Source organism: Paenibacillus sp. MAH-35 (genome assembly GCF_058135425.1).
On the sequence record NZ_JBYUPU010000043.1, the window covers coordinates 46908 to 64377 of the forward strand.

Genomic DNA, 17470 nt, shown 5'->3' on the forward strand with positions numbered 1-17470 from the left:
TAAGAAACTTGCGCGTAGATCCCAATACATTGGACCTTAAAGAGAAGTTGGTTAACCTGAACCGCGTTGCCAAGGTCGTTAAAGGCGGTCGTCGGTTCAGCTTCAGCGCACTCGTCGTCGTTGGAGACGGCAACGGTTGGGTAGGCGCCGGCATCGGTAAAGCAGGCGAAGTACCAGACGCGATCCGCAAAGGCATCGAGGACGCGAAGAAAAACCTGATCCACGTTCCAATCGTCGGCACGACGATCCCGCATCAAGTTATCGGTCATTTCGGAGCAGGCCGCGTACTCTTGAAGCCGGCATCGAAAGGTACAGGAGTTATCGCTGGTGGCCCGGTTCGCGCCGTATTGGAACTGGCTGGCATCGGCGACATTTTGACAAAGTCGCTCGGATCTTCCAACTCCATTAATATGGTTCATGCAACTTTGGAAGGTTTGCAACGTTTGAAGCGAGCTGAGGAAGTCGCAAAGCTTCGCGGCAAAACGGTTGAAGAGCTTCTAGGTTAAGGAGGGAAACGGAATGTCCAAGCAATTGCAAATTACCCTCAAGCGCAGCTTGATCGGCCGCCCGGAGACTCAACGCGTTACTGTTAGAACGCTTGGTTTGCGCAAGCTTCACCAAACGGTCGTACACAACGATGTGGCGTCGATCCGTGGCATGATCAACCAAGTCAGCCACTTGGTTGAAGTCAAAGAAGTATAATTCGGACATTACGGTCCGGTTTGTTTTTTAACCAACATGTTGAGGAGGTGCACCGATGAAGTTACACGAACTGACACCTGCACCGGGTTCGAAAAAAACTCGCAACCGTGTAGGTCGCGGGATCGGAAGCGGAAACGGAAAAACTTCAGGTAAAGGTCACAAAGGTCAAAACGCACGCTCCGGCGGCGGCGTTCGCCCAGGATTCGAGGGCGGACAAAACCCTCTGTATCGCCGTTTGCCGAAGCGCGGCTTCAACAATCGCTTCCGTACGGAATACGCGATTGTAAACCTGGATGAATTGAGCCAGTTTTCCGCAGGAACGGAAGTTACTCCGGAACTGCTTTTGCAATCGGGTGTAGTTAAGAACCCGAAAGACGGTATCAAGATTTTGGGTAACGGCGAGCTTACTGTACAACTGACAGTAAAAGCGAATAAGTTCTCTCAATCTGCCGTCGAAAAGATCCAAGCTGCCGGCGGTAAAACCGAGGTGATTTGATGTTCAAGACGTTGTCCAACATCATGAAGGTACAAGATCTGAGAAGAAGAATTATATTCACGCTTCTCGTTTTGATCGTGTACCGGATCGGTGCTTTTATCCCGGTACCGAACATCGACGCGGATATCTTGAAGAGCATCGATCAATCTTCGAGCGGAGGCGTATTCGGCTTGCTGAATACTTTTTCCGGTGGCGCTTTGTTCCAGTTCTCGATTTTCGCACTCGGGATTATGCCTTACATCACGTCTTCCATCATCGTGCAGCTTCTGTCGATGGACGTTGTACCACGATTCGCCCAATGGGCGAAGGAAGGCGAAGTGGGCAGGAAAAAGCTGGCGCAAATCACTCGATACGGCACAATCGTGCTTGGATTAATTCAGGCATACAGCGTTGCATTTGGATTTAACCGTCTGTACGGCATGCAGCTTGTGCTTGATCCTGGTTTCACCACTTATTTGCTTATCGCGATCGTATTAACCGCGGGTACCGCGTTCTTAATGTGGCTCGGTGAGCAAATTACCGAATATGGTATCGGAAACGGCATCTCGATTATTATTTTCGCCGGGATTATCGCTTCGATTCCGAACGGAATCAACATGATTTACTTGCGTTTGTTTGCAGAGTCTGCGGACAGCGCCCTGTTCCTGAACATCCTGAAGGTTGTCATTATCGTATTGGTCGTAGTCGCGATCATCGTTGGTGTCATCTTCGTTCAGCAAGGCGTACGCAAAATTCCGGTGCAATATACGAAACGCGTTGTGGGACGTAAAATGTACGGCGGTCAATCGACGCACATTCCGCTCAAAGTAAACGCAGCCGGTGTTATCCCGGTTATCTTCGCATCGTCCTTGCTCGTGTTTCCTCCGACGATCGCCCAGTTCTGGCGCGGTAACGTGGTGGCCGACTGGATTATCAACAACTTGGCGTTCACTGCCGCTTTGGGCATGGTGCTTTACGTTCTGTTGATTATCGGTTTCACGTACTTCTACACGTTCGTGCAAATCAATCCGGTCCAAATGGCTGAGCAGATGAAGAAGAACGGCGGCTATATCCCGGGCATCCGCCCTGGTAAGACGACGGCGACTTACTTGACGCGTGTCATGACACGTATCACTTTGTCCGGTGCGATCTTCCTGGCTGTTATCTCGATCCTTCCGGTGTTCTTCACCAACCTGGCCGGCTTGCCTCAGCAAGTTACGATCGGCGGTACATCGCTGCTAATCGTGGTCGGCGTTGCTCTGGAGACGATGAAACAGATCGAAAGCCAACTGATTAAGCGCCACTACAAAGGGTTCATCAACAAATAACGCATGAGGGAAGTTTTCGCCCGCGGAAACCTCCAGGGAGGGTGCGTAAATTGAACATTCTTTTCATGGGTCCTCCGGGAGCCGGTAAAGGAACGCAAGCCGAACGAATCGTCGATGGATTTCGTGTACCGCACATATCCACCGGAGACGCGTTCCGGCTCGCGATGAGCCAAGGAACTCCGCTCGGCGTTCAGGCCAAAAGCTTTGTCGATCAAGGCTTGCTGGTACCCGACGAGATTACGAACGGAATCGTTAAGGAGCGTCTGGAGAAGCCGGATTGCGACGAAGGATTTCTGCTCGACGGTTTTCCAAGAACACTCGCTCAAGCGGAAGCTCTGGACGAGATGCTCGCTTCCATGGGGAAGAAGATCGATCACGTTGTCAATTTGAAAGTGGATCGGGATTTGCTGCTCGGACGGTTGACCGGCCGGCGCATCTGCAAATCTTGTGGAGCCACTTATCACGTTATGTTTAATCCTCCAAAATCCGAAGGCGTCTGTGACAAATGCTCCGGTGAGCTGTACCAGCGTTCCGACGATACGGAGGAGAAGGTAGGGACCCGGTTGGACGAATACTCGAACAAAACGGCACCTTTGCTTACTTATTATTCGAACAAAGGGCTACTGCGTGAAGTAGACGGACAACAGGACATCGATGCAGTAACGGCTGAGATTTCTTCCTTGCTGCGAGGTCAAGCCTGATGATCATTTGTAAGTCCGAAGCTGAACTGGAATTCATGCGGGAAGCTGGCCGGATCGTCGCCAAGACGCACCGGCTGATGGCCAAAGCTGTTCAGCCTGGCATTACAACCAAGGAATTGGATCAGATCGCTGAAACTTTCATTCGAAGTCAGGGCGCTACACCATCTTTTAAAGGCTATAACGGTTTTCCTGCCAGCATCTGTGCTTCGGTCAACGAGGAACTGGTTCACGGTTTTCCCAGTGACAGAAAGCTGAAGGAAGGCGACATCATCAGCATCGATATCGGAGCGCAGTACAAAGGATACCATGGCGATTCCGCCTGGACGTATCCGGTGGGCGAAGTTTCGGAAACGGCCCGCAAGCTGCTCGAAGTATCGGAGCGATCGCTATATGCAGGCCTCGCGTTAGCGGGACCGGATGTACGCCTGTTTACTATCTCGCACGCGATTCAAACTTGCGTGGAAGAAGAAGGTTTCTCTATCGTGCGCGAGTATGCGGGGCACGGAATTGGTAAAGACTTGCATGAGGAACCGGAGATACCCAACTACGGACTTCCGAACCGCGGCCCCCGGCTCAAACCGGGCATGGCGCTAGCCATTGAACCAATGGTTAACGTAGGCGAACGGTACGTAAGAACGCTGGAGGACGACTGGACGGTCGTAACTGTCGACGGTTCGCTCTGTGCGCATTTCGAGCATACGATCGTCATCACTCCGGATGGATACGAGATTTTAACGATCGACGGATCTGGTGACGAATGATGAATGATGCGAACCAAGGGCATCTAGTATCTACCTCCGATCATACGGTTATGCCGGAGATCGGGCGGATCGTGAAAGTGCTGCGCGGCAGGGAGCAAGATCAATACGCGGTTATTGTCGGCTTGCTGGATGACCGGTTCGTATGGATTGCCGACGGCGACAAGCGCAAGTTCGCTGGGCCGAAGAAGAAAAACCTGCTTCATCTGCGACTGTTTGATTTTGTCAGCAGCGAGGTAGCCGGCAGCATTTCGGAGACGGGATGCGTAACCAACGGCAAACTTCGTTACGCAATCTGCAAGTTTATGGAAAGCGGACAATCCGAAGCGCATGAGAAAGGAGAATGACCGTGGCCAAAGAAGATGTAATTGAGGTAGAAGGTAAAGTAATCGAGCCACTTCCGAACGCGATGTTCAAAGTGGAGCTCGAGAACGGACACCAGGTGCTGGCCCATGTATCGGGTAAGATTCGGATGCACTTTATCCGTATATTGCCGGGGGATAAAGTCACTGTCGAGTTGTCGCCTTACGATTTGAGCAGAGGTCGGATCACGTACCGATTTAAATAAATACTTTGCTCCGGCAAAGTTCGGCAATGCTTAAGCAGCTTTGCAGCGCAGAGCTCATTGATTTCTTAAGATGTCAACTTTGGGGCTTCGCCATGGCAAAGTTCTCAGGAGGTAATAAACATGAAGGTAAGACCGTCGGTCAAACCGATTTGCGAAAAATGCAAAGTCATCCGTCGCAAGGGCGCCGTCATGATCATTTGCGAAAATCCGAAGCATAAGCAAAAACAAGGTTAAAAGGAGGTGCACGATCACTAATGGCTCGTATAGCTGGAGTAGACTTGCCCCGTGACAAACGGTTGGAAATCGCGCTGACGTACATTTTCGGTATCGGCAAAACGACTTCCCAAAAAATTATCGCCCAAACTGGCGTTAACGGGAACACTCGTGTACGCGAACTAACGGAAGATGAAGTAAACAAAGTCCGTGAAGCGATCGACAAAACGTTGAAAGTGGAAGGCGACCTTCGTCGTGAGATTGCCCTTAACATCAAGCGACTTGTGGAAATCGGCTGCTATCGTGGCATTCGCCATCGTCGCGGTTTGCCGGTTCGCGGTCAACGCACCAAAACAAACGCCCGTACGCGTAAAGGACCTCGTCGTACAGTAGCGAATAAGAAGAAATAATAAGGGGGGATAACTCTCATGGCTAAACCGAAAAAGGCAGTAGCACGGACTAAACGTCGTGACCGTAAAAATATCGAATCTGGTGTCGCTCACATCCGTTCGACATTCAACAACACGATCGTAACAATCACGGATCCGCATGGTAACGCAATTTCTTGGGCGAGCTCCGGAAACCTCGGTTTCAAAGGTTCGCGTAAAAGCACTCCGTTCGCAGCTCAAATGGCTGCTGAATCTGCAGCGAAAGCCGCTATGGAGCATGGAATGAAAGTTGTTGAGGTAGTCGTTAAAGGACCAGGCGCAGGACGCGAAGCTGCAATCCGTTCGCTCCAGGCAGCAGGCCTTGAAGTCAACCTCATCAAAGACGTAACTCCGGTACCTCATAACGGTTGCCGTCCGCCGAAACGTCGTCGTGTCTGATTATGGTTCCTATAGTATATTTATCGGAAACATGTGAATAATGGATGTGGACGATAGGCATACTATTCCTTTTTGCGCTTGCAGGGAATCCGGAGGGAAACGACGTTTTTAAGGAGGGTTAAGTTCATGATCGAAATTGAAAAGCCAAAAATCGAAACCGTTGAACTGAGCGATGACGGCAAATACGGCAAGTTCGTGATCGAACCGCTGGAGCGCGGATACGGCACAACGCTCGGGAACTCCTTGCGCCGCATCTTGCTTTCCTCGTTGCCGGGAGCTGCGGTCAATTCCGTTCAAATTGACGGCGTTCTGCACGAGTTTTCGACGGTGCCCGGCGTGATGGAGGATGTTACGGAGATTATCCTGAATTTGAAAGGATTGTCTTTGAAGATCCACTCCGACGAGGAGAAGGTACTGGAAATTGACGCTGAGGGCGAAGGCAGTGTAGTCGCCGGCGATATTCGCGCGGATAGCGATGTAGAAATCCTTAATCCGGACTTGCACATTGCAACGCTTGCTGCAGACGCTCGTTTGCACATGCGTATTCACGCGGGTCGCGGCAGAGGCTATGTTGCTGCAGATCGGAACAAAAGAGAGGATCAGCCGATTGGAGTTATCCCGGTAGATTCCATCTATACCCCGATCACTCGTGTCAATTACAGTGTCGAGAATACTCGTGTCGGTCAAGTCACGAATTACGACAAACTTACCCTCGAAGTGTGGACCGATGGAAGCATTCGACCGGAAGAAGCCGTCAGCCTTGGCGCGAAAATTTTGACCGAGCATCTAATGTTGTTCGTCGGCCTGACCGATGAGGCGAAAGATGCGGAAATTATGGTCGAAAAAGAAGAAGACAAGAAAGAAAAAGTGTTGGAGATGACGATCGAAGAGCTTGATCTTTCGGTTCGTTCCTACAACTGCTTGAAACGTGCGGGTATCAACACCGTGCAAGAGCTTATTACGAAAACCGAAGAAGATATGATGAAGGTCCGCAACCTGGGCCGCAAATCTTTGGAGGAAGTTCAAGAGAAGCTGGAAGAGCTCGGACTCGGCTTGCGCGCGGAAGATTGATCGACGGACGGAACTCCTGCGCGGCTGTTCCTGAGGTTCTACCGTACGATTACAGAAGGAGGGGAAACAGATGGCATACCAAAAATTGGGTCGTGACTCCAGCGCCCGGAAAGCTTTGTTCAGGGATCTGGTAACCGATCTGTTCTTATACGAACGCATTCAGACGACGGAAGGTAAAGCGAAAGAAGTTCGTTCCATTGCGGAAAAGCTGATTACGCTGGCTAAGCGCGGAGATTTGCACGCGCGTCGTCAAGCAGCCGCTTTTGTTCGTCGCGAACAGTTGGAAGGATCGGATCAAGACGCGATCCAGAAGCTGTTCACGGAACTTGCAACTCGCTACTCCGAGCGTCCAGGCGGATACACGCGTATCCTCAAGCTGGGACCTCGTCGCGGCGACTCTGCACCGATGGTATATTTGGAACTGGTTGACCGAGCTTAATTAACCGGATGAAAGGGTGGACAGAATCATTGATTCTGCTGAAGCCCTTTTTTTGTAAGCAGATAGTACAAGGAACGAATTCGGCGAGGAGCATTCGTGTCTGACACGGTATAACCATACCAGACCGCATGCGCCTTGTACGAATGACTTCCGGCAGACGCGGAAACAGCCTTTGTCGCTTTGGGGTGGTCTACCTGAGAAACCTGGTCATGACCGTAAGCTATGAAGGGACCCGTTATTTCGGTTTTCAATCTCAGCTGCAAGGCAACACGATTCAAGACCGAATCGAAGAGGCCATTGAGAAGCTTATGGGCGAGAAAATTCACATTACAGCTTCGGGGCGTACGGATGCTGGGGTGCATGCGCGCGCGCAAGTATTCAACTTTATTACCTCGTCCTCCATACCGATTCAACGGTTGGCTCTTGCGCTCAATTCGCGCCTGCCTCCGGACATTCGCATCCTGGAGGCGCGTATGGCGGATCCGGATTTCCACGCGCGTAGATCGGCCAAGAGGAAGACGTACCGGTATACGATCAATTGCAATCGCGTGCCGGACGTATTTCAGCGACATATGCAATTTCACCATCCGACTCCGCTAAACGTGGAAGCGATGCGCCATGCGCTCCAGGCGCTGATCGGCGAACACGATTTCACCTCGTATTGTTCCGTGAAGTCGACGAAACCCTCTCATGTCCGCACCATTTATGACGCTTATATCGAGACAGTGGATGCGGAGACGGGAAGCGGTCCGGGTCTCATTCACGTATGGGTAACTGGTAACGGTTTTTTGCAGCATATGGTACGAATCATCGTGGGTACGCTTATGCAGGTCGGCGAGGGCAAGCGCACAGCTGCGAACATGGGAGACGTGTTAAGAGCCCAAAATCGCAGCCTTGCAGGACCGACAGCGATGGCTCACGGATTGATGCTGTGGGAAGTGGTGTATTAGCCGGTTTGTACGGTTTAAAATGTAAGAAATGACTTGCGCCACACCCGGAAATGTTGTAATATATTAAATGGTCTTTCATAACTGGCCTCCCACGCCCCGCGTTATGAGAGCACCAACCAATGAAAATGTTTTTTCTAACCTAAACAATTGTTTTCGATGTAGATTTATTTAGGAGGACATTGCGAATGCGTACCACATATATGGCTAAGCCACAAGAAGTTGAAAAGAAATGGTACATTATCGATGCAGCCGGACAAACGCTCGGACGTATGGCAAGCGAAGCTGCTTCCATTCTGCGCGGTAAGTTGAAGCCTGAATTTACACCGCATGTCGATACGGGTGACTTCGTGATCATTATCAATGCTGACAAAGTCGTATTGACCGGTAAAAAATTGCTGCAAAAAAAATACTATCGCCATTCTCAATATCAAGGCGGATTGAAGACGGCGACAGCTCAAGAGATGCTGAACAAAAAAGCAGATCGCATGGTTGAACTGGCTGTTTACGGCATGCTCCCGAAAAACCGTCTGGGCGACTCGCTGAAAACGAAGCTTAAAGTGTACACTGGCTCGGAGCACCCACACGAAGCACAAAAACCTGAAGTTTGGCAACTTCGCGGATAATTAAGAGGAGGACCTGTTCATGGCACAAGTTCAATATTATGGAACCGGCCGTCGGAAGCACTCGGTAGCACGTGTACGTCTTGTACCGGGAGAAGGACGGATTGTTATTAATAATCGTCCATTGGACGAATACTTCGGTCTGGAGACGTTGAAGCTGATCGTGAAACAACCGCTCACTTTGACTGAAACGACTGGCCGTTACGACGTACTGGTCATCGCGAACGGTGGCGGTACTACAGGACAAGCTGGCGCGATCCGTCACGGTATTTCCCGCGCATTGCTCAAGGCAGATCCGGATTTCCGCGGTTCCTTGAAGCGCGCAGGCTTCCTGACTCGCGACCCGCGTATGAAAGAACGTAAGAAGTACGGCTTGAAAGCTGCTCGTCGTGCTCCTCAGTTCTCCAAACGTTAAGTTCGAACCAACAACAACGAACCTTTTCCGCTACGGCGGAAAAGGTTTTTTTGTCGTGCACCAAACATTTCCGGCGCCATACTATGATGGTGTGCCTAAAATGAGTCGGAAGGTTCATAAGGAAACTATTGACACTCGATCATTTACCCTTATAATGAGTATATACAATAAAACACATAGATAAACTCGGAATTAGTCTTAAGGAGGATCATTCGTATGAACTTGCTGGAAAAAGAAGCGCTCATCCTCGAAGCAGCCCAAACGTTGGAATCTCAATCCGCGGATGCGGTAGTAGAGTGGGCGGTCGCGACCTTCCCGAATATAACGTTTGCTTGCAGCTTTGGCGCGGAAGACGTCGTTCTGGTCGATATTTTGCAAAAGGTTTCGCCTTCTACCGATATTTTTTATTTGGACACGGATCTCCATTTTAGAGAAACTTATGAGACTAAGGCACGCCTGGAGGAGCACTACGGGATGTCCTTCGTACGGGTCAGTCCTAAACTGACTTTGCAGGAGCAAGAAGCTCTTCATGGGGCGGAACTGTGGAAGTCGAATCCGACTTCATGCTGCAATATCCGTAAAGTCGATCCGCTTACGAACATCTTGGGCAAATACGAAGCTTGGATCACCGGTATTCGCAGAGATCAGGCTCCGACACGGGCAAACGCCAAGAAGATCGAATATGACTTAAAATTCGGTCTCGTCAAATTCAATCCGATAGCAGATTGGACATCTGAGGATGTCTGGAATTATATTCGTGAACATGATTTGATTTACAATCCGCTCCATGACCAGTATTATCCTAGTATCGGCTGTGAAAAATGCACACGCCAAGTATTACCTGGCGAAGATCCGCGCGCAGGACGTTGGGCAGGCTTCGAGAAGACAGAGTGCGGGTTGCACAAATAACCAGCTGCCAGCCAGGCAAGCAGAACGAAAGCGCAGTTACGCTTTCGAAGATAAGCTTTGCTAGCGCAAAGCTCAGTAACCTGAGGAGGAACCAACATGTCGGAAACGATTAAGCCACACGGCGGTACCCTGATCAACCGTTTGGTAACTGGCGGACAGCGCGACGCTCTGCTGCTGGAGGCCGAACAACTGCAACAGATTCCTGTTAACTCCTGGACGATATCGGATCTGGATCTGATCGCGATCGGAGCTTTTTCTCCGCTTACAGGGTTCATGACTCAAGAAGACTATAGATCGGTTCTGGATCGTATGCGTCTGGCTGACGGGGCGGTATGGAGCATTCCCATCGTCCTTCCGGTCGAGGAGACGTTAGCGGAGCGGCTGTTGATTGGCGAGCGTATAGCTCTTGTAGGAGAAGAGGATCAGGTTGTATACGCGCTGCTGGAAGTCAGAAGCGTGTATACGGTCGACCAACGCGAAGAAGCGGTAAAAGTATTCAAGACGGACGATCGCGAACATCCGGGCGTGCAGAAGCTGTTCTCACGGCCTAAAGTATACGTAGGCGGACCGGTACAGGTGCTGAACCGTCCGAAACCGTCGAAGTTTCAGGACTTTTACTTCGACCCGGCAGAAACACGCAAACGTTTCGTACAGAATGGCTGGAAAACCGTCGTTGGATTTCAGACCCGCAATCCGGTTCACCGGGCGCACGAATATATTCAGAAGACGGCGATGGAAATCGTCGACGGTTTGTTCCTGAATCCTCTCGTAGGCGAGACGAAATCCGACGACATATCTGCAGACGTGCGGATGAAAAGTTACCTGGTGCTGCTGGACAATTATTATCCGAAGCAGCGAACGTTCCTTGGCGTCTTCCCGGCGGCCATGCGTTATGCGGGTCCCCGTGAAGCAGTCTTCCATGCGATGGTGCGCAAAAACTATGGCTGCACTCATTTCATAGTGGGCCGTGACCACGCCGGTGTCGGCGATTATTACGGCACTTATGAAGCGCAGGAAATATTCCGGAACTTTACGGCTGAGGAATTAGGAATAACTCCGCTATTTTTCGAACATAGCTTCTTCTGCACCAAATGCGGCAACATGGGCACGAGCAAAACTTGCCCGCATGACAAATCGCATCATATGCATTTATCCGGCACCAAAGTACGCGCGATGCTTCGGGAAGGAATCTGCCCTCCGGCTGAATTCACCCGTCCGGAGGTCGCTCAGGTGCTGATTGAAGGAATGTCCGATCAATTGGTTCCATCGAACAACCTATAGGTATATTTGTCCACCCCGATCCATATAGATTTCTAAGGAGTCTATCGGACAGGGGTGGATTTTCTATGCGGAGAAGAAGGGCCAGTATCGTCGTCTGGCTGAATCTTAACGGGAAACTGAAACTAATTATGTCATCGGCGCTTGTGATTCTTATGATTTTTTTATTCACCTACGAGCTGCCTACAAGCCGGACCTGGTCGTATTGGACGATGCCTTTATCGGGGAAAGTCATTGCGATCGACGCCGGTCACGGCGGGCCGGATGGAGGGGCGAGCAGTAGCGCCGGCTTGGTTGAGAAAGAAGTGAATCTGGCCATCTCGCTTTATTTGCGTGATTACTTGCAGCAAAGCGGTGCAGTAGTCGTAATGACCCGGGAAGATGACCGGGATTTGGCGAACGACGCGACGAGAGGGTACAGCAAGCGGAAAACGGAAGATTTGCACAACCGGGTCGCCTTGATCGAGAATGCAAAAGCCGACATTCTTGTCAGTGTTCATTTGAATAGCATCCCCTCAGCCAAGTGGAAGGGGGCGCAAACCTTTTATAACTCTGCCAACGAGGAAGGGAAAAAGCTGGCCGGATTCATCCAAAGCGAGATTCGCACGAACTTGAGCAACACCGACCGTGTGCCTAAAACCGAGAATACGTTTTACTTGCTGAAAGCGCTGACCATACCCGGAGCACTCGTGGAGGTCGGGTTTTTGTCCAACCCGGAAGAAGCGCGGCTGATGGCGGACGCCAAGTACCAGCGGAAGGTGGCCGAGTCGATTTATCGGGGCATTTTGCGTTACGTCACCGAATAAGAGGTCATGACCCTTCGGAGGATAACCATTTCAATCCCGAGCCGAACATGTGCTATAATGAGCGGAGAACGAACGATTACGGTAACGGGGGGCTATCACGATGACTCGGGAACAAGTACTGGAAACACTGCGTCACCTGCAGGATCCGGTATACCGCAAAAGCTTGGTCGAGCTTAATTTGATCAAGGACATTATGGTCAAACCATCCGGCGTCGCCTTGAGCGTCGTCCTTTCGTCGAATGAGGAAGCCCGCAAGGAAGAGCTCCGCACGCAAATAACGGAGTCGCTCCAGAAAGCCGGAGTCTCCGACGTACATATTCGGTTCCGGGAAATGTCGGATTTCGATCGCTCCGAAATCGGCAAGATGGCCGAAGCGGAAGAGCCGGCCAAGGCAAATCCGACCAACTTGCTGGACGAAGGCTCCAAGACGACGTTTATTGCGGTAGCCAGCGGCAAAGGCGGCGTAGGCAAATCGACGGTTTCGGTGAATCTTGCAGTTGCTTTGGCACGTAAAGGAAAACGGGTCGGAATTATCGATGCTGACATATACGGCTTCAGCGTACCGGATATGATGGGGATCGAGGAACGCCCGGAGCTCGTCGATCAGTTGATCCGCCCGACCGAACGTTTTGGCGTGAAAGTGATCTCGATGGGTTTTTTCGTACAGGATAACGCTCCGGTCATCTGGCGCGGTCCGATGCTCGGCAAGATGCTGAGGAACTTCTTCTCCGAAGTGGAGTGGGGAGAACTCGATTACATGATCCTCGATTTGCCGCCGGGAACGGGCGATGTCGCGCTTGACGTGCATCAAATGATTCCCCACAGCAAGGAGATCATCGTGACGACTCCACACGCTACTGCGGCTTTTGTAGCGGCACGCGCGGGGGCGATGGCGGTGCATACGAACCATGAGATTATCGGCATCGTGGAAAATATGGCCTACTACAGCTGCGGCCAGTGCGGACATAAAGATTATGTCTTCGGCCGGGGTGGAGGAGCGAAGCTGGCGGAAGAGCTGCATACGAAGCTGCTCGCTCAAATTCCGCTTGGCGCTCCGGACAACCATATCTCGGAACCGGACTATTCGCCGTCCGTGTACAAGGAAGATACCGAGATTGGGCAAATGTATCTGGAGGTCGCAGAAGCGGTTATCCGCCATGGCGAATAAGTGTTCGCAAACAAGAAAGTACTGGCCGAGAGGCCAGTACTTTCTTTGGCATTTGTGCGAACCTGCGGTTTGTGCGAACCTGCGGTTTGTGCAACCTGCGGTTTGCGCGAACCGACCGGGTAACAGCTCGTCCCTTATTGCTCGCCGCCGCCGTCTTCTTTTTTCTCGTCTTCCTTCTTCTCGCCGCCTTGCCCGCCTTTTTTCTCCCCTTGCTGCTTGCCTCCCTGGGCTTTGGGCTGCGATTCCTCTTCCATAACCTTCTTCAACAGTTGCATCAGTTCCAGACGATATAGAGGGCTTTGGAGAGCTTCCTGCATGATCGTCATGACTTGCTGCCGATACTGGGTGCCTTTCATCGTATCCAGCATGATTTTTTCGTAATCCGGATTTTTCATCAGATCGATCATCTGCTTCTGATATTCCGGGTCCTTTAACAAATCCTTCTGCAGTTGTTTGTTTTCTTTCTGCAGCGCCTTGGCAAAATCGCCGGCAAATTTCGGATCGGTCATCATCGTTTTGATCATTTTGTCGCTGCCGTCGGAGGTAAGCACGTCTTTAACGACCAATTGAAGCTGCTGGGCGTCTTGTGCCGACAACATCTGGATTTTGCCATCTTTGGCCGATTGGGCTTGGATCATACCGGCAGCAGAGTTGTCGCTTTCCTTGGACGCTTCCTTAATGGCTTTTTTCCCGTCCGACGATTTCAATATGTCGAGTACCATCGACTTCGTATCCTTGTAGCTTTGAGAACCGCTTCCTTGGGCAGAACCTCCGCCCCCGCCTCCGCATGAAATCAATAATGGCAACAGAAGCAAAGCGGAAATTCCGCGCAGTTTTTTCCAATGCATGGGACATGCTGCTCCCTTCTTGGCTGAATCTCCGGCATGCAAGCACCGAAGAACTTGGCCTTGTTGTGGTTAATCGTAGTATTTGTAGATTTGGCCGCATTATGTTCGGAGAAGATTGGTCGTGAAGGATTCGCTTTTTTGAGCCAGGGTTGATACAATTGAATGGACGGTATGGGATTATTCTGTAGGAAGCAACAAAAGTCGGAGGGGTCGAAGTTGACGCTGAGAAAATGGAACTATTTATTCTGGACAACCTTGCTGATCGGTACGGTGGCGGGGATGATCATCAGTATTGTCATTAAGCTGACTGTAAAGGATTTCAGCTTCCTTGGCGTGTCGGTGGGCTGGTACGAGTGGCTGTTCATGATATTCGGGGCGAGCATGATTGCGGTACTTAGCCAGATGGGTTTTTTTGCTTACTTGACGGTAAGGTATGTGGCTTTAAGTCTTTTTCGTGGGAAAATGCTGTATTGGGACATTTTACAGGTCATCATTATTGTCGTAGCGCTGTTTGATATCGTGTATTTGAGGTTCAACGCTTCAACGGGCAGCGGCGGCTGGATGCAATATATCGTTTTGCCGATAGTGATTGTGGCGGCTTCCGTTGGTGTCACGCTCCAGAAAGTCAAGGAAACGAATAAGAAGGCATGGATCCCGACGATGTTTTTTATGTCCGTAGTCACGATCATAGAGGCGATTCCAGCTTTTAATCTCGAGGACTGGACGTACATGTTCATTATGATTGTGCCTCTGCTCGTTTGTAATGCGTGGCAAATTCTGATGCTTCACAAAATCGTACCGGCAAAAAACAACCCCGGAACTCCGGTAAAAGCGTAACCCGCTTTTGTGTGGAATTCCAGGGAATACCGGTGGAGAAGAGCCTGCAAGGGCTCTTTTTGCGTTATATACTACTTCTGCGGAACCGTTCTTTGCAAAGCAGCCCGCCTAGAAAAGATTGCCGATCGTTTGACGCTCCGCTTCTTTCTGGACAACGTTCGTTTGCTGAAGCATCTCGCTGACCGTAACGAATTCGTATCCTTTGGCCCGGAGCTGATCGATAATGGTGGGCAGAGCTTCATGAGTTTGCTTGCAGGTATCGCTTGCGTGCATCAGTACGATATCGCCAGGATGGGCTTTGGTCAGCACGCGGTTAATAATGTTGTCCGCGCCTTTGTTCATCCAGTCTAGCGAGTCAGTATCCCACTGGATCACTTTATAATCCAGCTCGCCGGCAATACGCAGTACTCTTTTGTCGAAATCGCCGTTCGGAAGCCGGATCAGGTTCGGATTTTGACCGGTAGTCTGCTGCAGAATCCCATGAGCAGTCTGGATCTGGGTGCGGATTTCCTCGTCGCTCAGCTTGCTGTAATTGACGTGCTTATGTCCGTGACTGCCGATTTCCCAGCCGCCCTTGACAATTTTTTGAACGATATCGGGATGCTGCTGGCTCCAGGGAGAAGATAAAAAGAAGGTTGCTTTCTTTACGCCCTTTTCCTCCAAAATTTTGAGGATCGGTTCGGCCCGTGTGTCCCCCCAGCTGATGTCGAACGTGAGCGCAATGACCTTCTTGTCCGTCTCCACGCTGTAGATGGCTGCCGGTTCCCCTTGGGAGAAGACGGTGATGTTGTCGCTTTCGGAATATACGATTCCGATGGCAAATAAAACGGCGACGAAGACGATAAGATACCGTTTCAGTTTTTTGCCGTTCATGACATAGAAGAAGTTCACAGCAATTCGAAGCCTCCTTTGAACCTTTCGCAGCTGACGGGGGCGTGCGCAAAAGGCTTGTATATAGTCTATAATAAAGGGTATGCTCGTACCGCTATCTTATGCTTGTCTAGTTGGATTCCTGTAAATAAACATATTGAGGAGAGGGGAACATAGGGATGAGATTTAAAGCATTATTTATGCATTTCAGAGAAATGAACAATTATTTCATCGTCTCGATGCTTATCTTTGCAACCGGCATCGTGCTTGGCTACGGGTATTCGGAGCAATTTGACAACATGCTGCAAAGCCAGATCAAAGGACTTGAAAGCCTAGCGCGTTCCATTTCGGAGAAGGAGAATTCGGTGCTTTGGCTATTCGGGTTTATTTTTCTTAACAATGCAATCAAGTCGGTGCTTATCATTTTTGCGGGAATTTTCTTTGGCGTGCTTCCTATCGGTTTTCTGCTGATTAACGGCATGGTCGTCGGCTATTTGGCGGAGCTTCAAGCGAATGCCGGAGAGCTTGGCTTTTTCTTCAAAGCGATTGTTCCTCACGGAATCATTGAAATCCCGGCTATTATTGTCGCATGTGCTTACGGGATTAAATTCGGGGCAATTATGGCCAAAGGGATGCTCCGGTTATTCAGCAGCCAAGGGCGGAATGCGTTTGCGGCGGATTTGGAGCAGTTTCTGAAAATAACGGTGCCTCTCGTCATTCTTCTCGTTGGTTCGCTGCTAGCCGCTGCTATTATCGAGAGCACCATTACGCCTTGGATTGTTCAACTATAGAAAATCAAAATATTATTGCGCCTCCATCATAAAATTGGCAAATTGTGAGCATAACAGTAAGGCGGTTGTAAACGGCCTGCTGAAACGGCCTGCAGCCACTTCCCATTTCAGAACGGAGGCGCATGATTCGCTTATGCTCGGATTTTTATTTAATCAAAGAGAATGCAAGGAACTCGGATATGTACTTCGCAAAGAATTGGATGAAATGCTGTTCGATCTGAAAGACAACCGTCTCGACGGCGAAGTGAAAAGTGCGATCGAATCGAGATATACCGTTATATTCCGCATGTATGCCCGGCTGGCGACTCCTAAAGATTTGTCCCGGTATGCCCGGAATCGTAATTATCAATAAGAGATTGTGTTTTTTGTCGAATGAAGGCTTGACTTTAACAAAGCGGATGTGTTAAATTATGTTTCGCAACATCGCTAAGTCATGGATCAGACAAGTCTTTCAAATATTTATTAGAAAAAATGCTTGCATTGATTCCGGATGTTGTGTTATATTAAAGGGGTCGTCGCAAAAAGTTACTCGATGAAAAAAGAGTTGCATAACGATGATTCCATGTAAGGGATTTGCTCCTTGAAAACTGAACAACGAGCGTGCAAGTGACGATCTCGCAAGAGATCAAAACAAGTCGAGTTATCGACACAAGTCAGTACGTTTGAGCAATCAGCTCTAAAATATTGGGTGAATTCGGAGATCAAGGAAGTTTGATCCTTTTGGCTCAAGCTCTCCAACTCGTCGAAGAGTGATCGAAGAAGTAACCCTCCTTATTGGAGAGTTTGATCCTGGCTCAGGACGAACGCTGGCGGCGTGCCTAATACATGCAAGTCGAGCGAGTCCTTCGGGGCTAGCGGCGGACGGGTGAGTAACACGTAGGCAACCTGCCTGTAAG

Annotated in this window: 25 protein-coding genes and 1 rRNA gene; 24 read left to right on the forward strand and 2 right to left on the reverse strand. The window is 50.2% G+C overall.

What is annotated here, in order from left to right; all coding sequences use genetic code 11:
- Window positions 1–8: 8 nt before the first annotated feature.
- The 20 genes from rpsE to AC3Y2E_RS29090 all read left to right on the forward strand — a co-directional run bounded on the left by rpsE (window position 9) and on the right by AC3Y2E_RS29090 (window position 13228).
- Window positions 9–506 carry a 30S ribosomal protein S5 gene (gene rpsE, locus AC3Y2E_RS28995; protein WP_190931901.1) on the forward strand — a complete coding sequence of 166 codons (498 nt, stop codon included), beginning with the start codon at window positions 9–11 and terminating at the stop codon, window positions 504–506.
- Between the two features lie 13 nt (window positions 507–519).
- Window positions 520–702 carry a 50S ribosomal protein L30 gene (rpmD, locus tag AC3Y2E_RS29000; RefSeq protein ID WP_190931902.1) on the forward strand — a complete coding sequence of 61 codons (183 nt, stop codon included), beginning with the start codon at window positions 520–522 and terminating at the stop codon, window positions 700–702.
- A gap of 55 nt (window positions 703–757) precedes the next feature.
- On the forward strand, window positions 758–1198 hold the full coding sequence (gene rplO, locus AC3Y2E_RS29005; RefSeq protein WP_190931903.1) for a 50S ribosomal protein L15: 441 nt from the start codon (window positions 758–760) through the stop codon (window positions 1196–1198).
- Window positions 1198–2505: a preprotein translocase subunit SecY gene (gene secY, locus AC3Y2E_RS29010; protein WP_190931904.1), complete on the forward strand. Its 1308-nt coding sequence runs from the start codon at window positions 1198–1200 to the stop codon at window positions 2503–2505. Before rplO ends, secY begins: the two co-directional genes overlap by 1 nt.
- Window positions 2506–2555: 50 nt before the next feature.
- Complete coding sequence (locus AC3Y2E_RS29015; RefSeq protein ID WP_190931905.1) at window positions 2556–3206, forward strand: adenylate kinase; 651 nt, start codon at window positions 2556–2558, stop codon at window positions 3204–3206.
- Entirely contained in the window at window positions 3206–3967 is a 762-nt protein-coding gene (gene map / locus AC3Y2E_RS29020) for a type I methionyl aminopeptidase (protein WP_190931906.1), read from the forward strand. Before AC3Y2E_RS29015 ends, map begins: the two co-directional genes overlap by 1 nt.
- Window positions 3964–4311: an RNA-binding protein gene (locus AC3Y2E_RS29025; RefSeq protein WP_379216708.1), complete on the forward strand. Its 348-nt coding sequence runs from the start codon at window positions 3964–3966 to the stop codon at window positions 4309–4311. The genes map and AC3Y2E_RS29025 overlap by 4 nt, the downstream gene beginning before the upstream one ends.
- A 2-nt stretch (window positions 4312–4313) precedes the next feature.
- Window positions 4314–4532 (forward strand): translation initiation factor IF-1, encoded by a 219-nt coding sequence (gene infA, locus AC3Y2E_RS29030; protein ID WP_110843848.1) that lies wholly within the window; start codon window positions 4314–4316, stop codon window positions 4530–4532.
- A 120-nt stretch (window positions 4533–4652) separates the two neighbouring features.
- Complete coding sequence (gene rpmJ, locus AC3Y2E_RS29035) at window positions 4653–4766, forward strand: 50S ribosomal protein L36 (protein WP_190931908.1); 114 nt, start codon at window positions 4653–4655, stop codon at window positions 4764–4766.
- A gap of 20 nt (window positions 4767–4786) precedes the next feature.
- Window positions 4787–5155, forward strand: a complete 369-nt coding sequence (gene rpsM / locus AC3Y2E_RS29040) for a 30S ribosomal protein S13 (protein WP_190931909.1) — start codon at window positions 4787–4789, stop codon at window positions 5153–5155.
- Window positions 5156–5173: 18 nt separating this feature from the next.
- A complete protein-coding gene (gene rpsK / locus AC3Y2E_RS29045) occupies window positions 5174–5572 on the forward strand; it encodes a 30S ribosomal protein S11 (RefSeq protein ID WP_190931910.1) in 399 nt (132 codons plus the stop codon).
- Window positions 5573–5698: 126 nt separating this feature from the next.
- Entirely contained in the window at window positions 5699–6643 is a 945-nt protein-coding gene (locus tag AC3Y2E_RS29050; RefSeq protein WP_379216712.1) for a DNA-directed RNA polymerase subunit alpha, read from the forward strand.
- Window positions 6644–6713: 70 nt separating this feature from the next.
- The gene (gene rplQ / locus AC3Y2E_RS29055; RefSeq protein ID WP_190931912.1) at window positions 6714–7082 is read left to right on the forward strand and encodes a 50S ribosomal protein L17; all 369 of its coding nucleotides are present in this window, start codon (window positions 6714–6716) and stop codon (window positions 7080–7082) included.
- Between the two features lie 194 nt (window positions 7083–7276).
- Window positions 7277–8032, forward strand: a complete 756-nt coding sequence (gene truA, locus AC3Y2E_RS29060) for a tRNA pseudouridine(38-40) synthase TruA (RefSeq protein ID WP_379216732.1) — start codon at window positions 7277–7279, stop codon at window positions 8030–8032.
- A 185-nt stretch (window positions 8033–8217) separates the two neighbouring features.
- Entirely contained in the window at window positions 8218–8655 is a 438-nt protein-coding gene (gene rplM / locus AC3Y2E_RS29065) for a 50S ribosomal protein L13 (RefSeq protein WP_190931913.1), read from the forward strand.
- A 19-nt stretch (window positions 8656–8674) separates the two neighbouring features.
- Complete coding sequence (rpsI, locus tag AC3Y2E_RS29070) at window positions 8675–9067, forward strand: 30S ribosomal protein S9 (RefSeq protein WP_190931914.1); 393 nt, start codon at window positions 8675–8677, stop codon at window positions 9065–9067.
- Window positions 9068–9283: 216 nt separating this feature from the next.
- A complete protein-coding gene (locus AC3Y2E_RS29075; RefSeq protein ID WP_379216715.1) occupies window positions 9284–9976 on the forward strand; it encodes a phosphoadenylyl-sulfate reductase in 693 nt (230 codons plus the stop codon).
- A gap of 96 nt (window positions 9977–10072) precedes the next feature.
- Window positions 10073–11257: a sulfate adenylyltransferase gene (gene sat, locus AC3Y2E_RS29080; RefSeq protein ID WP_190931916.1), complete on the forward strand. Its 1185-nt coding sequence runs from the start codon at window positions 10073–10075 to the stop codon at window positions 11255–11257.
- A gap of 65 nt (window positions 11258–11322) precedes the next feature.
- Window positions 11323–12060: an N-acetylmuramoyl-L-alanine amidase CwlD gene (cwlD, locus tag AC3Y2E_RS29085; RefSeq protein ID WP_190931917.1), complete on the forward strand. Its 738-nt coding sequence runs from the start codon at window positions 11323–11325 to the stop codon at window positions 12058–12060.
- Between the two features lie 100 nt (window positions 12061–12160).
- Window positions 12161–13228 (forward strand): Mrp/NBP35 family ATP-binding protein, encoded by a 1068-nt coding sequence (locus tag AC3Y2E_RS29090; RefSeq protein WP_379216719.1) that lies wholly within the window; start codon window positions 12161–12163, stop codon window positions 13226–13228.
- A 134-nt stretch (window positions 13229–13362) separates the two neighbouring features.
- Here AC3Y2E_RS29090 and gerD read toward each other — a convergent pair whose 3' ends face one another.
- The gene (gerD, locus tag AC3Y2E_RS29095) at window positions 13363–14076 is read right to left on the reverse strand and encodes a spore germination lipoprotein GerD (protein WP_379216721.1); all 714 of its coding nucleotides are present in this window, start codon (window positions 14074–14076) and stop codon (window positions 13363–13365) included.
- 216 nt (window positions 14077–14292) lie between these two features.
- Here gerD and AC3Y2E_RS29100 point away from each other — a divergent pair, with 216 nt between their 5' ends.
- Window positions 14293–14913, forward strand: a complete 621-nt coding sequence (locus AC3Y2E_RS29100) for a KinB-signaling pathway activation protein (RefSeq protein ID WP_379216723.1) — start codon at window positions 14293–14295, stop codon at window positions 14911–14913.
- A 108-nt stretch (window positions 14914–15021) separates the two neighbouring features.
- On the opposite strand, the gene pdaB is transcribed toward AC3Y2E_RS29100, so the two are convergent.
- Window positions 15022–15804, reverse strand: a complete 783-nt coding sequence (pdaB, locus tag AC3Y2E_RS29105; RefSeq protein ID WP_379216725.1) for a polysaccharide deacetylase family sporulation protein PdaB — start codon at window positions 15802–15804, stop codon at window positions 15022–15024.
- 158 nt (window positions 15805–15962) lie between these two features.
- On the opposite strand from pdaB, the gene AC3Y2E_RS29110 reads away from it, so the two are divergent.
- The 3 genes from AC3Y2E_RS29110 to AC3Y2E_RS29120 form a co-directional block, all read left to right on the forward strand.
- Complete coding sequence (locus AC3Y2E_RS29110; RefSeq protein ID WP_379216727.1) at window positions 15963–16574, forward strand: stage II sporulation protein M; 612 nt, start codon at window positions 15963–15965, stop codon at window positions 16572–16574.
- Between the two features lie 133 nt (window positions 16575–16707).
- A complete protein-coding gene (locus tag AC3Y2E_RS29115) occupies window positions 16708–16926 on the forward strand; it encodes a hypothetical protein (RefSeq protein WP_379216729.1) in 219 nt (72 codons plus the stop codon).
- A gap of 419 nt (window positions 16927–17345) precedes the next feature.
- A 16S ribosomal RNA gene (locus AC3Y2E_RS29120) occupies window positions 17346–17470 on the forward strand; the annotation flags it as partial.

Bases quoted from the DNA above. Each gene is read 5' to 3' on its own strand.
- rpmD (WP_190931902.1), top strand. From the start codon at position 520: ATGTCCAAGCAATTGCAAATTACCCTCAAGCGCAGCTTGATCGGCCGC.
- rplM (WP_190931913.1), top strand. From the start codon at position 8,218: ATGCGTACCACATATATGGCTAAGCCACAAGAAGTTGAAAAGAAATGG.
- AC3Y2E_RS29110 (WP_379216727.1), top strand. From the start codon at position 15,963: ATGAGATTTAAAGCATTATTTATGCATTTCAGAGAAATGAACAATTAT.
- rpsI (WP_190931914.1), top strand. From the start codon at position 8,675: ATGGCACAAGTTCAATATTATGGAACCGGCCGTCGGAAGCACTCGGTA.
- rpsM (WP_190931909.1), top strand. From the start codon at position 4,787: ATGGCTCGTATAGCTGGAGTAGACTTGCCCCGTGACAAACGGTTGGAA.
- rplO (WP_190931903.1), top strand. From the start codon at position 758: ATGAAGTTACACGAACTGACACCTGCACCGGGTTCGAAAAAAACTCGC.
- rplQ (WP_190931912.1), top strand. From the start codon at position 6,714: ATGGCATACCAAAAATTGGGTCGTGACTCCAGCGCCCGGAAAGCTTTG.
- AC3Y2E_RS29025 (WP_379216708.1), top strand. From the start codon at position 3,964: ATGATGAATGATGCGAACCAAGGGCATCTAGTATCTACCTCCGATCAT.
- AC3Y2E_RS29075 (WP_379216715.1), top strand. From the start codon at position 9,284: ATGAACTTGCTGGAAAAAGAAGCGCTCATCCTCGAAGCAGCCCAAACG.
- gerD (WP_379216721.1), bottom strand. From the start codon at position 14,076: ATGCATTGGAAAAAACTGCGCGGAATTTCCGCTTTGCTTCTGTTGCCA.
- AC3Y2E_RS29090 (WP_379216719.1), top strand. From the start codon at position 12,161: ATGACTCGGGAACAAGTACTGGAAACACTGCGTCACCTGCAGGATCCG.
- cwlD (WP_190931917.1), top strand. From the start codon at position 11,323: ATGCGGAGAAGAAGGGCCAGTATCGTCGTCTGGCTGAATCTTAACGGG.
- AC3Y2E_RS29050 (WP_379216712.1), top strand. From the start codon at position 5,699: ATGATCGAAATTGAAAAGCCAAAAATCGAAACCGTTGAACTGAGCGAT.
- rpmJ (WP_190931908.1), top strand. From the start codon at position 4,653: ATGAAGGTAAGACCGTCGGTCAAACCGATTTGCGAAAAATGCAAAGTC.
- secY (WP_190931904.1), top strand. From the start codon at position 1,198: ATGTTCAAGACGTTGTCCAACATCATGAAGGTACAAGATCTGAGAAGA.
- AC3Y2E_RS29115 (WP_379216729.1), top strand. From the start codon at position 16,708: ATGCTCGGATTTTTATTTAATCAAAGAGAATGCAAGGAACTCGGATAT.
- sat (WP_190931916.1), top strand. From the start codon at position 10,073: ATGTCGGAAACGATTAAGCCACACGGCGGTACCCTGATCAACCGTTTG.
- map (WP_190931906.1), top strand. From the start codon at position 3,206: ATGATCATTTGTAAGTCCGAAGCTGAACTGGAATTCATGCGGGAAGCT.
- rpsK (WP_190931910.1), top strand. From the start codon at position 5,174: ATGGCTAAACCGAAAAAGGCAGTAGCACGGACTAAACGTCGTGACCGT.